Genomic DNA, 14,112 nt, shown 5'->3' on the forward strand with positions numbered 1-14,112 from the left:
GGTTCCGGCCCAAGGGAGGCTGACGCCCCCTTCCTGGGCAGCGAACGATAGTGAGCGCCTCATCAAATTGCGGGCAGCGAGTGTGCGACTGCGTTCAGGCAAAGCTGCATCAGCGGGCCCGGCACGATGCCGAGCACGAGCACCGCAAGGCCGTTGGCGGCGAGCAGCCAACGGTTGGCAGCCGGGCTCGCGATCGGGCTGGCGTCTTGCGGCGCATCGAAGTACATGAGCTTGACGATGCGCAGATAGTAGAACGCGCCGAACAGCGAGGTGATCACCGCCAGCACGGCCAACCAGGTGAGGCCTGCGTTCATCGCGGCCTCGAGCACGGCGAGCTTCGCGTAGAAGCCGACCGTCGGCGGGATGCCGGCGAGCGAGAACATCATCGCCATCATCACGAACGCGAACACAGGGCTGCGCTTGTTCAAGCCCTTGAAGTCGTCGAGCGTTTCGGCCTCGAAGTCGCGGCGGGCGAGCAACATCACGATACCGAACGAACCGAGCGTCGTGAGGAAGTAGATGATGCTGTAGAACATCGCCGAGCTATAGGCGTTGGCCATGCCTTCCGCCTTGCCGTCGACGACGCCGGCCAGCAGGCCGAGCAGCACGAAGCCCATGTTCGAGATGGCCGAGTACGCGAGCATTCGCTTGACGTTGCGCTGCGCGATACCGGTGATGTTGCCGACGATCAGCGAAAGCGCCGCGAGAATCACGAGCATTTCCTGCCAGTCGACCGCGAGCGGCAGCAGCCCCATCACGAGAAAGCGCAGGCCCCATGCGAACGCCGCCACCTTCGGTCCACCGCCGACGAGCAGCGTCATCGCGGTAGGCGCGCCGTGATAGACATCGGGCACCCACATATGGAACGGGACGGCGCCCATCTTGAACGCGATGCCGGCCACGATGAAGATCACGCCGAAAAGCAGCACGGCGTTGTCGATCCTGCCCGACGCCACGGCCTTCAGCACTTCGCCGAGATCGAGCGAACCCGTCGCGCCGTACAGCATCGAAATGCCATAGAGCAGGAAGCCGGAAGCCAGCGCACCGAGAACGTAATACTTCATGGCCGCTTCGTTCGACTGCGATGCGTCGCGGCGCAGCGCGATAGCCGCGTACAGCGAGAGCGACATCAACTCCAGGCCCAGATACAGCGTGAGGAAGTTGCTGCCCGAAATCATCACGAGTTGTCCCAGCAGCGCGAACATGCCAAGCAGTATGTAGTCGCCACGGAACAGGTCGCGGTCCTCGAGGTACTGGCGCGAGTAGATCATCGTCACCGCATAGCCCAGCGAGACGACGGCTTTCATCGCGCTCGCAAAACCATCGACGACGTACATATGCGAGAAGAAATACTGCGACTGCGCATTGGGATCGAAGACGAGCGTCGTGAACCAGACACCGGCGACGAGCGAACCGAGCACCGCAATCAGATAGGTGACGCGGCGGCCGCGATCGCCGACGAACGTTTCGTTCAGCCACGCAACGACGGCGGCCACCATGACCAGCGCGTCGGGCAGAAGGAGTGACATAGAGGCGTTTTGCATGATCGTTTCGTTCCTCCGCTCGGTCTTACTGAGACAGCGGCAGCTTGGACTGCGCGACGTGGGAGAGGAGGTTCTCCACGGACACGTGCATCACATCGGTAAAGGGCTTCGGATAAAGACCCATGAAAAGCGTCAGCGCGGCAAGCACGCCGAGAATCAGCAGCTCGCGGCGATTGATGTCCGTCAGCGACTTGACGTGATCGTTGGCGACAGCACCGAAGTAGACGCGCTTGTACATCCAGAGCGTGTAGGCCGCACCGAGAATCAGCGTGAAGGCGGCGCCGAACGCGATCCAGAAGTTGTACTGGACCGATGCAAGGATGACCATGAACTCGCCGACGAAACCCGAAGTACCGGGCAGACCGCAATTGGCCATCGAAAACAGCATCACGAGCGCGGCGAACTTCGGCATCACGTTCACCACGCCGCCGTAATCGGCGATCTGGCGCGAGTGCATGCGGTCATAGAGCACCCCGATGCACAGGAACATGGCGCCCGAGACGAAGCCGTGCGAAATCATCTGCACGATCGCGCCTTCCACACCGAGCTGGTTGAAGATGAAAAAGCCGAGCGTGACGAAGCCCATGTGCGCAATCGACGAATACGCCACGAGTTTCTTCATGTCGGCCTGCACCATCGCGACCAGCCCGATATAGATCACCGCTGTCAGCGAGAGCGCGATGATGACGGGTGCGAGCGTATGGCTCGCATCGGGCGTGATCGGCAACGAAAAGCGCAGGAAACCGTACGCGCCGAGCTTCAGCATGATCGCGGCCAGCACGACGGAGCCGCCTGTCGGCGCTTCCACGTGCGCATCGGGCAGCCAGGTATGAACCGGCCACATCGGCACCTTCACCGCGAAGGCGAGGAAGAACGCGATGAACAGCAACACCTGCGGGGTCATCGCGAGCGGCGCCTTTTGCCATGTCGCGAGGTCGAAGGTGCCCGTCACGACATAGAGGTAGATCAGCGCGACCAGCATCAGAAGCGACCCGGCGAGCGTATAGAGGAAGAACTTGAACGCGGCGTAAATCCGGTTCGGTCCGCCCCATACGCCGATGATCAGATACATCGGGATCAGCGTCGCTTCGAAGAAAACATAGAACAGCAGACCGTCGGCCGCCGAGAACACACCGACCATGATGCCCGACAAGATCAGGAACGCGGCCATGTACTGCGAAACATGCTCGGTGATGACCTCCCAGCCGGCGATCACGACGATGACCGTGATCAGCGCCGTGAGCACGACGAACCACATCGAGATGCCGTCGACGCCCAGGTGGTAGGTGATATGAAACCGCTCGATCCAGTTCGCCTGCTCGACGAACTGCAGGTCGGCCGTCGAAGGATCGAAGCCGCTGATGAGCGGCAACGTCGCGATGAAGCCGAGAATCGAGCCGATCAGCGCGAGCCAGCGTGCGGGCGCGGGGTTCCGGTCGGAGCCGACGGCGAGCACGGCGAGGCCGAAGACGATCGGCAGCCAGATTGCGGTACTAAGAATCGGAAAAGAGTGCATTAAGTGTCCCCCGCCTTATTTGCCGCCGAGCGTTACAAACAGGGTAAGGAGCCCCAGCATGCCGATAATCATGGCGAACGCGTAGTGGTAGATGTAACCGGATTGCAGGAAGCGGATCACTCTCGCGAACCAGCCGATGAAGCGCGCGCTTCCGTTGACGAGACCGTCGATGACCACGACATCGCCCTCTTTCCAGAGCCCGCGGCCGATCAGCACCGCGCCCTTGGCGAAGACGACTTCGTTGATCTTGTCCATGTAGTACTTGTTGTCGAGCAATGTGTAGATCGGCCCGAACGCGCGACGGATCACAGCCGGCAGGTCCGGGCGCTTGAGATACAGGAACCATGCCGTCACGATGCCGGCAAGCGCCAGCCACAGCGGCAAGGCCGATACCGAGTGAAGGCCCATCGCGAACCAGCCCTGGAATTCCTTCGACATCTCCTCGATGGCCGGATGATTCTCGCCGATGAAGATGACCTTCTCGAACGCGACGCCATGGTCGAAGAATCCGCCGAAGATCATCGGGCCGATCGCGATCGCACCGATGACGACCGACGGAATCGCGAGCAGCACGAGCGGCAACGTCACGACCCAGGGCGTCTCGTGCGGTTCGTGCCCGTGGCCGTGATCGTCATGCGCGTCGTGACCATGGCCGTCGTCATGGCCAGCGTGCGCGGACGCTTCGGCGCCATGACCGTTGCCGAAGTCCTGCGGATGGCGAAAACGCTCCTCGCCGTGGAAGACGAGGAAGTACATCCGGAACGAATAGAGCGCCGTCACGAAGACGCTTGCGACCACCGCGAAGTAGGCGAAGCCCGCGCCCGGCAGATGCGAGAGCCCAACCGCGTCGATGATCGAATCCTTCGAGTAGAAGCCGGAGAAGAACGGCGTGCCGATCAGCGCGAGCGAACCGATCAGCGACGTGATCCAGGTGATCGGCATGTATTTGCGCAGGCCGCCCATGTTGCGCATGTCCTGATCGTGGTGCATCCCGATGATGACCGAGCCCGCGCCGAGGAACAGCAACGCCTTGAAGAACGCGTGCGTCATCAGATGGAAGACGGCGACCGAATAGGCCGAGGCGCCGAGCGCGGCGGTCATGTAGCCGAGCTGCGAGAGCGTCGAGTAAGCGACCACGCGCTTGATGTCGTTCTGGACGATACCGAGAAAGCCCATGAACAGCGCCGTGATCGCACCGATCACCATGATGAACGAGAGCGCCGTGTCGGAAAGCTCGAACAGCGGCGACATGCGCGTCACCATGAAGATGCCGGCCGTCACCATCGTTGCGGCGTGAATCAGCGCGGAAATCGGCGTGGGGCCTTCCATCGAATCGGGCAGCCACACGTGCAGCGGGAACTGCGCCGATTTACCCATTGCGCCGATGAAGAGGCAAATGCAGGCGACGGTCAAGAGGCCCCAGTGCGTGCCGGGAAAGCTCAGCGCGGCAAGCTCCGTGCGCTTGGCGAACACCTCGCCATAGTTCATCGAGCCGGCAAACGCGAGCAGGAGGCCGATGCCGAGCAGAAAGCCGAAGTCACCGACACGGTTCACGAGGAACGCCTTCATGTTGGCGTAGATCGCGCTCTCCCGCGTGAAGTAAAAACCGATCAGCAGGTACGAGACCAGGCCCACCGCCTCCCAGCCGAAGAACAGCTGCAGGAAGTTGTTGCTCATCACGAGCATCAGCATCGAGAAGGTGAAGAGCGAGATGTACGAGAAGAAGCGCTCGTAACCATCGTCGTCAGCCATGTAGCCGATCGTGTAGATGTGCACCATCAGCGACACGAAGGTCACCACGCACATCATCATGGCCGTCAGCGAATCGACGAGGAAGCCGACTTCGAACTTCAGCGAGCCGACGTTCATCCATTCGTAGACGGTGGCGTTGAAGCTCGCGCCATTCACGACGTCGAAAAAGACGATCGACGAGAGAATGAACGAGATCAGCACGCCGAGGATCGTGACGCGGTGGCTTCCCTTGCGCCCCACCGCCTTGCCGGCAAGCCCGGCAATCAGCGAGCCGGCGAGCGGTGCGAGCGGGACCGCCAGCAGCAGGTTTTCATTGAGTGTCGTGGACATAACCGCAGTGCCTGAATTTAACCTTTGAGCTGATCGAGATCCTCGACGTTGATCGTGTCGAGGGTACGGAACAGAGTCACCAGAATCGCGAGGCCGATCGCCGCTTCGGCCGCGGCCACCGTCAGCACGAAGAAGACGAAGATCTGCCCGTGCACGTCGCCGAGGTAATGCGAGAACGCGACGAAATTCGTATTCACCGCGAGCAGCATGAGCTCGATCGCCATCAGGATGATGATGACGTTGCGACGGTTCAGGAAAATGCCGACGACGCCGATCGAAAAGAGGATCGCGCCAAGTACGAGGTAATGAGCCAGGGTCAACATGTTTTTCTCCTCGACGCTCAGCCGTTGTGGCCGACGGCACCGGCACCCACGTTCGCGCCCGCTTCACCCGGCGCCTGGGGGCCCTGAGCCGTTTCAAGCGCCTTCTCGGCGGGCATCTTCACGAGGCGCACGCGGTCTTTCGCGCGCACCTTCACTTGGTCGGACACGCGCTGGCGCTTGCTGTCCTTACCCTTGCGCGCAGTCAGCGCGATCGCCGCGATGATCGCGACGAGCAGCACGAGGCCCGCGACTTCGAACGCGAACACGTAGTCCGTATAGATGACCTTGCCGATCAGATACGTGTTCGACATGACGGCCGCGCCACCCACCCCCGCGGCACCGCCGGCCGCCGTCACGTCGTGCACCGGCGTGGCCGTCGCACCGTAGCCGTGCCAGAGGATCAGCGCCGTCTCGACGACGATGATCGCGCCGACGATGGTCGCCATCGGCACGAAGCGCCTGAAGTCTTTGCGCAGCACGTCGAGGTTGATATCGAGCATCATCACGACGAACAGGAAGAGCACCATCACCGCGCCGACGTACAGCAGCACGAGCAAAATGGCGAGGAACTCCGCCTCGAGCAGCATCCAGATGGCGGCCGCATTGAAGAACGCGAGCACGAGAAAAAGCGCGGACCCCACGGGGTTGCGCGACGTGATCACCTTCAGCCCCGACACAGTCAGGAGCAGCGCGAAGATGTAGAACAGTACGGTAGTGAATTCCATGATTACCGGTTCATCGTTAGCCCATCGTCAGGCTGGGTTTCGTAGGCAGCACGCCGCACATGCCGCGGGAGTCGATGCCGGCTCCCGCGCGACGTCAACAATGGTCAGGCCAGTGCGTATTACCGATACGGCGCATCCGCCGCCTTCGACGCGGCGATCTCCGCTTCATAGCGATCGCCGACTGCGAGCAGCATGTCTTTCGTGAAATACAGATCGCCGCGCTTTTCGCCGTGATATTCGAGGATGTGTGTTTCCACGATCGAATCGACGGGGCAGCTTTCTTCGCAAAAACCGCAGAAAATACATTTGGTCAGATCGATGTCGTAGCGTGTCGTGCGCCGCGTGTTGTCGGCGCGCGTCTCCGATTCGATCGTGATCGCCATCGCGGGGCACACGGCCTCGCAAAGCTTGCATGCGATGCAGCGCTCTTCGCCGTTTTCATACCGGCGCAGCGCATGCAGGCCGCGAAACCGCGGCGAGATCGGCGTCTTCTCTTCGGGGAACTGCACCGTGAACTTGCGCTTGAACGTGTAGCGACCCGTCAGTGCAAGCCCTTTCAGCAGCTCGGTCAGAAAAAACGTCTTGAAGAAGTTTTGGATTGCGTTCATTTGCTTCGCGCCCCTCATTTCCAGATGTTCAGCGGCGACATGATCCAGAACCCGACCACGACGACCCAGAGAATGCACACGGGCAGGAACACTTTCCAGCCCAGACGCATGATCTGGTCATAGCGATAACGCGGGAATGTGGCGCGCGCCCAGATGAACACGGACAGCAGCAGGAACACCTTCAGGACGAGCCAGAAAATACCCGGGATGAAGGACAGGAACCCGAACGGCGCACTCCAGCCGCCGAGGAAAAGCGTGGCCGCGAGCGCCGAGATCACGATCATGTTGATGTACTCGGCGAGGAAAAACAGCGCGAACGCCATACCCGAGTAATCGATCATGTGGCCGGCGACGATCTCCGACTCCCCTTCCACCACATCGAACGGGTGGCGGTTCGTCTCGGCGATGCCCGAGATGAAATAGACGACGAACACGGGCAAGAGCGGCAGCCAGTTCCACGAGAGGAACGTGATGCCGTGGCTCGCGAAGATGCCGCGCTCTTGCGAGGTGACGATGTCCGACAGGTTCAGGCTGCCCGAAGTCATCAGCACGACCACCAGCGCGAAGCCCATCGACACTTCGTACGAGACCATCTGCGCCGCGGCGCGCATCGCGCCGAGAAACGCGTACTTCGAGTTCGATGCCCAGCCCGCGAGAATCACGCCGTACACGCCGATCGACGAGATCGCGATCACATACAGCAGGCCCGCGTTGATGTCCCCGAGCACGGCTTTGGCCTGAAACGGAATGACGGCCCAGACCGCGAAAGCCGGCACCACCGTCATGATCGGCGCGATGACGTAGAGCCACCGGTTCGCCGCACTCGGCTGAATCACTTCCTTCAAAAGCAGCTTCAGCACGTCCGCGATCGGCTGCAGGAGACCGGCGGGGCCGACGCGGTTCGGACCGAGACGCACGTGCATCCAGCCGATGAGCTTGCGCTCCCAGAGGATCAGATAGGCCACGCAGAGCAAAACGGCGACCGCCACCACGACGATGCGCACGAGCGCCCAGACCGTGGGCCATGCCGCACCGAGCACCTCGCTGCCGCCCGCGTTGATCGTATCGAACAAGCTCATTTACGCCTTCTCCACCAGCAGTTCACCGATGAGGCCGCCGAGTGCCGCGCCGACGGGCGTCGCCGCCGACACGCGCACGGCCGTCTCAGCCAGGTCCGCGTCGCGCGTTGCGCTAGCCACCACGGCGCGATCGCCCTGGCGCACGCGCACGGCATCGCCCTCTTTCAATCCGAGCTGATCGAACAGCGCCGCGGGCAAGCCGACCGTATTCGCGACGCGCGCGGCTGCCGTCAGATGCAGCGACGGTGCGCGGCGCACGAGCGGGTCCGCATGGTAGATCGGCACGTCCGAGATGCGCTCGAGCGCGCCCTTCTCCACTTTCAACGCGCGCGCACCACCTTGGGCCGGCGCTGCGGTCGCGCGATTCGACAATTGCGCCGAAATCGCACCATCGGGCACTGCAGCGGCACGGACATCCTCGACCGTGTCGTAATCGAAGCCCGGCAGGCCCAACACATTACCCAGCACGCGCAACACCTTCCATGCCGGCCGCGCTTCGCCAAGCGGGCGCACCACGCCGTTGAACGCCTGCAACGTGCCTTCCGCGTTGACGAACGCGCCGGCCGTCTCGGTGAACGGCGCGATCGGCAGCAACACGTCGGCATATTCGGTGCCGGTCTTGAACGACGAGAGCATCACGACCGTTTCGGCTTGCCCCAGTGCCGCGAGTGCCTGCGCGGGGTTGGCCGTATCGAATTCGGGCTCGAGATTGAGCAGCACGTAGCCCTTGCGCGGCGAAGCGAATGCGTCGTGAGCGTTGAGGCCGCCCGCGCCGGGCAACGCGCCGACGATATGGCCGCCGACGGTGTTCGCCGCTTCGGTCAGGAAACCGAGCGTCGCGCCGGTCTGATCCGCGATCCAGTGCGCCAACGCATGGATGCGGGCGAAGTCCGGGTGCTGGACCACGCCGTTGCCGAGCAGCACGACACGGCGCTCGCCGCTCGTCAATGCAGCGGCGACATCCTTTGCGGCGGAGTTTGCCTCGGTCCCACCCAAGCCTTCCGGCAGGGCGGCACCGCGCAGCTGCGAGACCGCCGCGGCGACACCGGCCAGCGCATCGAGCCAGGCCGACGGCGCGGCGACGATCGTCTTCGCGCTCGGGATCAGCGATTTATCGGCCGTGGCTTGCAGCAGATGCAGCTTCGCTCCGGTCCGTGCGGCCTGGCGCAGGCGCGCAGCCAACAGCGGATGATCGCGGCGCAGGAACGAACCGATCACGAGCCCACCGTCGACGAGCGACAAATCGGCGATCGGCATCCCGAGCCACGGCGCCCCGGCCGGCGCCGCCGAGAAATCGGATTGCCGCAGGCGGAAATCGACGTTCGGGGTGCCGAGCGCGTTGCCGAGCGCCTTCAACAGGAACAGTTCTTCGACGGTGCTGTGCGGACTGCCGAGCAGCGCGAGCGCATTGGCGCCGTGTTCCGCGCTGATACCTTTGAGCGCCTTCGCTGCATATTCGAGCGCCGTGGGCCAGTCCGTCTCGAGCCACTGGCCGCCTTGCTTGATCATCGGCTGCGTCAGACGCTCCTCGCTACTGAGCGCTTCGTACGAGAAACGGTCTTTGTCCGAAATCCAGCACTCGTTGATCGCTTCGTTCTCGAGCGGCAGCGCGCGCATCACGCGGTTGTTCTTCACCTGCAGGACGAGATTGGCGCCCACGGAATCGTGCGGGCTCACCGACTTGCGGCGCGAGAGCTCCCACGTGCGGGCGCTATAGCGGAACGGCTTGCTCGTCAGCGCGCCGACCGGGCACAGATCGATCATGTTCCCCGAGAGTTCGGAATCGACGGTCTTGCCGACGAACGTCGTGATTTCCGAGTGCTCGCCGCGGCCGAGCATGCCCAGCTCCATGACGCCGGCCACTTCCTGGCCGAAGCGCACGCAGCGCGTGCAGTGGATGCAGCGCGTCATCTCTTCCATCGAGATCAGCGGGCCGACGTTCTTGTGGAACACCACGCGCTTTTCCTCGCTGTAACGCGACGCGGACTTGCCGTAGCCGACTGCGAGGTCCTGCAACTGGCACTCGCCGCCCTGATCGCAGATCGGGCAGTCGAGCGGGTGATTGATGAGCAGGAATTCCATCACCGATTGCTGCGCCTTGACGGCCTTCTCGGACGTCGTGCGCACGACCATGCCCGCCGAGACCGGCGTGGCGCAGGCGGGAACAGCCTTCGGCATCTTCTCGACTTCGACGAGACACATCCGGCAGTTGGCCGCGATAGAAAGCTTCTTGTGATAGCAGAAGTGAGGAATGTACGTGTCGACCTTATGCGCAGCCTGGATCACCATGCTGCCTTCGGGCACCTCGACCTTCTTCCCGTCTATTTCAAGTTCAACCATGATGGTGAATGGTCCTTAACCTATTTACCGCTCGATCGATCTTTCGCGCGCCGCGTCAAGCGAGCGCCGCGTCAGCCGCCGCCGGCGCACCCGCGTGCGGCCCGACCAGGCAGCGCTTGTGCTCGACGTGATATGCGAATTCGTCCCAGTAGTGCTTGAGCATGCCGCGCACCGGCATCGCGGCGGCGTCTCCCAGCGCGCAGATGGTGCGGCCCATGATGTTCTCCGCCACCGAGTTCAACAGGTCGAGGTCTTCCTGGCGACCTTGGCCGTGCTCGATGCGGTCGACGACGCGCCACAGCCAGCCCGTGCCTTCGCGGCACGGCGTGCACTGGCCGCACGACTCTTCATAGTAGAAGTACGACAGGCGCAGCAGCGAGCGCACCATGCAGCGTGTCTCGTCCATGACGATGACGGCGCCCGAACCCAGCATCGATCCGGCCTTGGCGATCGAATCGTAGTCGAGATCGGTTTGCATCATGAGGTCGCCCGGCACGACCGGAGCGGACGAGCCGCCCGGAATGACCGCCTTCAGCTTCCTGCCGCCGCGCATGCCGCCGGCCAGCTCCATGAGCGTGGCGAACGGTGTGCCGAGCGGCACTTCATAGTTGCCGGGACGCTCGACGTCGCCCGACACGGAGAAGATCTTGGTGCCGCCGTTGTTCGGCTTGCCCAGTTCGAGATAGGCCTGCGGCCCGATCTCGAGCAGGAACGGCACGGCCGCGAACGTTTCGGTGTTGTTGATCGTCGTGGGCTTACCGTACACGCCGAAGCTCGCCGGGAACGGCGGCTTGAAGCGAGGCTGGCCCTTCTTGCCTTCGAGCGATTCGAGCAGCGCCGTCTCTTCGCCGCAAATGTAAGCGCCGTAGCCGTGATGCGCATAGAGCTCGAACGAGAAACCCGAGCCGAGGATGTTCTCGCCCAGAAAGCCCGCGCGGCGAGCCTCGTCGAGCGCCTCCTCGAAGCGCTTGTAGACTTCCCAGATCTCGCCGTGAATGTAGTTGTAGCCGACCGTGATGCCCATCGCGTATGCGCCGATGGCCATTCCCTCGATCAGCGAATGCGGATTCCAGCGCAGGATGTCGCGATCCTTGAACGTGCCGGGCTCGCCTTCGTCCGAGTTGCATACGAGATACTTCTGCCCCGGAAACTGGCGCGGCATGAAGCTCCATTTGAGGCCGGTCGGAAAGCCGGCACCGCCGCGGCCGCGCAAGCCCGACGCCTTCACGTCGGCAATGACCTGCTCCGGCGGAATCTTCTCTTCGAGAATACGGCGCAGTTGCTTGTAGCCGCCGCGCGCGACGTAGTCTTCGAGGTGCCAGTTCTCGCCGTTAAGGCCCGCGAGAATCAGCGGTTTGATATGGCGATCGTGCAATGACGTCATTTCGAAAGCTCCTCGAGCAGCTGGTCGATCTTCTCGCGGCTCATGAAGCTGCACATACGGTGGTTGTTCACGAGCAGTACCGGGGCATCGCCGCACGAGCCCATGCACTCGCCTTCCTTGAGCGTGAACTTGCCGTCGGGCGTGGTCTCGCCGAAGTCGATGCCAAGCTTTTGCTTCAGGTACTCGGCCGCGCTCTCGGCACCGCCATCGGGACCGAGCTGGCAGGGCAGATTCGTGCAAAGCGTGATCTTGTGCTTGCCGACAGGAGAGGTCTCGTACATGGTGTAGAACGTCGCCACCTCCTGCACGGCCACGGCCGGCATCTCGAGGTAGTCCGCGACGAACTGCATGAGCTCGGGCGAGAGCCAGCCGTGCTCTTCCTGAGCGACGGCCAACGCCGACATCACGGCGGACTGTTTCTGATCGGCGGGATACTTCGCCACCGCGCGATCGATTTCTTTCAGGCCTTCAGCTGAGATCATTTTCAGACACGACTCTTTCAATACCTACCGAACGAAAACCCGCCACCCGTTTCCTGCTTGCCCAGCCGTGGCGGCGGACCCGGCGTTCTTTGCGACCTGCGGCGCTCGCCGTCTGCGGCGCCCCGCCTGGGGCGCGCAACATACGGCCAGGCGCTCAGCGGTCGATTTCGCCGAACACGATGTCCTGCGTACCGATGATCGTGACAGCGTCCGCGATCATATGGCCACGCGCCATTTCGTCGAGCGCTGCGAGATGCGCGTAGCCCGGCGCGCGAATCTTGAGCCGGTACGGCTTGTTCGCGCCGTCCGAGATCAAGTAGATGCCGAACTCGCCCTTCGGGTGCTCGACGGCCGCATACGCCTCGCCTTCGGGCACATGGAAACCTTCCGTGAAGAGCTTGAAGTGGTGAATCAGCTCTTCCATGTTCGACTTCATCGCGACGCGCGAAGGCGGCGCGATCTTATGATTGTCGATCATCACGGGGCCGGGATTCTTGCGCAGCCATTCGATGCACTGCTTCGCGATGCGCGTCGACTGGCGCATTTCCTCGACCCGTACCAGATACCGGTCGTAGCAATCGCCGTTCACGCCAACGGGGATATCGAAATCCATCTGGTCATAAACTTCGTACGGCTGCTTCTTGCGCAAATCCCATTCGATGCCCGAGCCGCGCAACATCGGCCCCGTCATGCCGAGCTGCAGCGCGCGCTCCGGACTCACGACGCCGATACCGACGAGACGCTGCTTCCAGATGCGATTGTCGGTGAGCAGCGTTTCGTACTCGTCGACGCAGGTCGGAAAGCGCGTGAAGAAATCATCGATGAAATCGAGCACCGAGCCTTGGCGCGCCTCGTTCATCCGTTCGAGCGCCTTCGCGTTGCGAATCTTCGACGCCTTGTATTGCGGCATCGCGTCAGGCAGATCGCGATAGACGCCGCCGGGCCGATAATACGCTGCATGCATGCGCGCGCCGGAGACCGCCTCGTAGACGTCCATCAGGTCTTCACGCTCACGGAACGCATAAAGGAACACGGCCATTGCGCCGACGTCGAGCGCGTGCGCGCCGATCCACATGAGGTGGTTCAGCACGCGCGTGACTTCGTCGAACAGCACCCGGATGTATTTCGCGCGGATCGGCACGTCGATGCCGAGCAGCTTTTCGATCGCGAGCACATAGCCGTGCTCGTTGACCATCATCGACACATAGTCGAGGCGGTCCATGTAGGGCACGGATTGAATGAAGGTCTTACTCTCGGCGAGCTTTTCGGTCGCGCGATGCAGCAGGCCGATATGCGGATCGGCGCGCTGGATGACTTCGCCATCGAGCTCGAGCACGAGGCGCAGCACGCCGTGCGCTGCCGGGTGCTGCGGGCCGAAGTTGAGCGTGTAGTTCTTGATCTCTGCCATGGCGCTCTCTCAGTGTTTCATACCGCCGTAGCGATCCTCGCGGATCACGCGCGGCGTGATTTCGCGCGGCTCGATCGTCACCGGCTGATAGACGACGCGCTGCTCTTGCGGGTCATAACGCATCTCGACGTAACCGGAGACAGGGAAATCCTTGCGGAACGGATGTCCGATGAAACCGTAGTCGGTCAGAATGCGGCGCAGATCCGGATGGCCTTCGAAGACGATACCGTAAAGGTCGAACGCCTCGCGTTCGTACCAATTCGCCGAATTCCAGATGTCGACGACGGACGGGACGATCGGCATTTCATCGTCGGGGGCGAACACGCGCACGCGAAGACGCCAGTTGTTCGATACCGACAGCAGATGGAGCACGGCCGCGAAGCGCGGGCCGTCGTAGGCGCCGTCGCCATAGGTCTGATAGTCGACGCCAGCCAGATCGATCAGTTGCTCGAACCCGAGCGCGCGGTCGTCGCGCAGACGCTTCGCGATATCCAGGAAGTCGTCCGCCTTGACGACGATCGTCAATTCGCCGACCGATTCGGTCAGGCTCGAAAGACGGCCGCCGAAGGCCGTCTCGAGGTTCGCTTTGAGGGTCTCGAGTTTGCTTGCCATATTGTGGGG

Annotated in this window: 12 protein-coding genes; all 12 read right to left on the bottom strand. The window is 62.5% G+C overall.

The features are described 5' to 3' along the window. Positions 1 to 62 precede the first annotated feature (62 nt). Entirely contained in the window at positions 63 to 1,544 is a 1,482-nt protein-coding gene (gene nuoN / locus ACR9ZC_RS21825) for an NADH-quinone oxidoreductase subunit NuoN (protein ID WP_481581885.1), read from the bottom strand. Positions 1,545 to 1,569: 25 nt separating this feature from the next. Continuing rightward, on the bottom strand, positions 1,570 to 3,060 hold the full coding sequence (locus tag ACR9ZC_RS21830) for an NADH-quinone oxidoreductase subunit M (protein WP_331568912.1): 1,491 nt from the start codon (positions 3,058 to 3,060) through the stop codon (positions 1,570 to 1,572). 15 nt (positions 3,061 to 3,075) lie between these two features. Further along, positions 3,076 to 5,142, bottom strand: a complete 2,067-nt coding sequence (gene nuoL, locus ACR9ZC_RS21835) for an NADH-quinone oxidoreductase subunit L (protein WP_440560046.1) — start codon at positions 5,140 to 5,142, stop codon at positions 3,076 to 3,078. A gap of 17 nt (positions 5,143 to 5,159) precedes the next feature. Then, complete coding sequence (gene nuoK / locus ACR9ZC_RS21840) at positions 5,160 to 5,465, bottom strand: NADH-quinone oxidoreductase subunit NuoK (RefSeq protein ID WP_173256587.1); 306 nt, start codon at positions 5,463 to 5,465, stop codon at positions 5,160 to 5,162. A 17-nt stretch (positions 5,466 to 5,482) separates the two neighbouring features. Beyond that, positions 5,483 to 6,190 (bottom strand): NADH-quinone oxidoreductase subunit J, encoded by a 708-nt coding sequence (locus ACR9ZC_RS21845; RefSeq protein ID WP_331568916.1) that lies wholly within the window; start codon positions 6,188 to 6,190, stop codon positions 5,483 to 5,485. Positions 6,191 to 6,309: 119 nt separating this feature from the next. After that, complete coding sequence (gene nuoI, locus ACR9ZC_RS21850; protein WP_173256585.1) at positions 6,310 to 6,798, bottom strand: NADH-quinone oxidoreductase subunit NuoI; 489 nt, start codon at positions 6,796 to 6,798, stop codon at positions 6,310 to 6,312. A 14-nt stretch (positions 6,799 to 6,812) separates the two neighbouring features. After that, positions 6,813 to 7,877, bottom strand: a complete 1,065-nt coding sequence (gene nuoH, locus ACR9ZC_RS21855) for an NADH-quinone oxidoreductase subunit NuoH (RefSeq protein ID WP_331568920.1) — start codon at positions 7,875 to 7,877, stop codon at positions 6,813 to 6,815. Beyond that, a complete protein-coding gene (nuoG, locus tag ACR9ZC_RS21860; protein WP_481581886.1) occupies positions 7,878 to 10,217 on the bottom strand; it encodes an NADH-quinone oxidoreductase subunit NuoG in 2,340 nt (779 codons plus the stop codon). It abuts the gene before it with no gap. A gap of 55 nt (positions 10,218 to 10,272) precedes the next feature. Then, entirely contained in the window at positions 10,273 to 11,601 is a 1,329-nt protein-coding gene (gene nuoF, locus ACR9ZC_RS21865) for an NADH-quinone oxidoreductase subunit NuoF (protein ID WP_481581887.1), read from the bottom strand. Next, positions 11,598 to 12,083, bottom strand: coding sequence for an NADH-quinone oxidoreductase subunit NuoE (nuoE, locus tag ACR9ZC_RS21870; RefSeq protein ID WP_440560636.1), 486 nt, complete (start codon positions 12,081 to 12,083; stop codon positions 11,598 to 11,600). Before nuoE ends, nuoF begins: the two co-directional genes overlap by 4 nt. A 154-nt stretch (positions 12,084 to 12,237) precedes the next feature. Next, entirely contained in the window at positions 12,238 to 13,491 is a 1,254-nt protein-coding gene (locus ACR9ZC_RS21875) for an NADH-quinone oxidoreductase subunit D (protein WP_331568928.1), read from the bottom strand. A gap of 9 nt (positions 13,492 to 13,500) precedes the next feature. Then, positions 13,501 to 14,103 carry an NADH-quinone oxidoreductase subunit C gene (locus tag ACR9ZC_RS21880; protein ID WP_331568930.1) on the bottom strand — a complete coding sequence of 201 codons (603 nt, stop codon included), beginning with the start codon at positions 14,101 to 14,103 and terminating at the stop codon, positions 13,501 to 13,503. Positions 14,104 to 14,112: the final 9 nt, after the last annotated feature.

The sequence above is a fragment of the Trinickia sp. HAY1-2D genome (assembly GCF_056754935.1).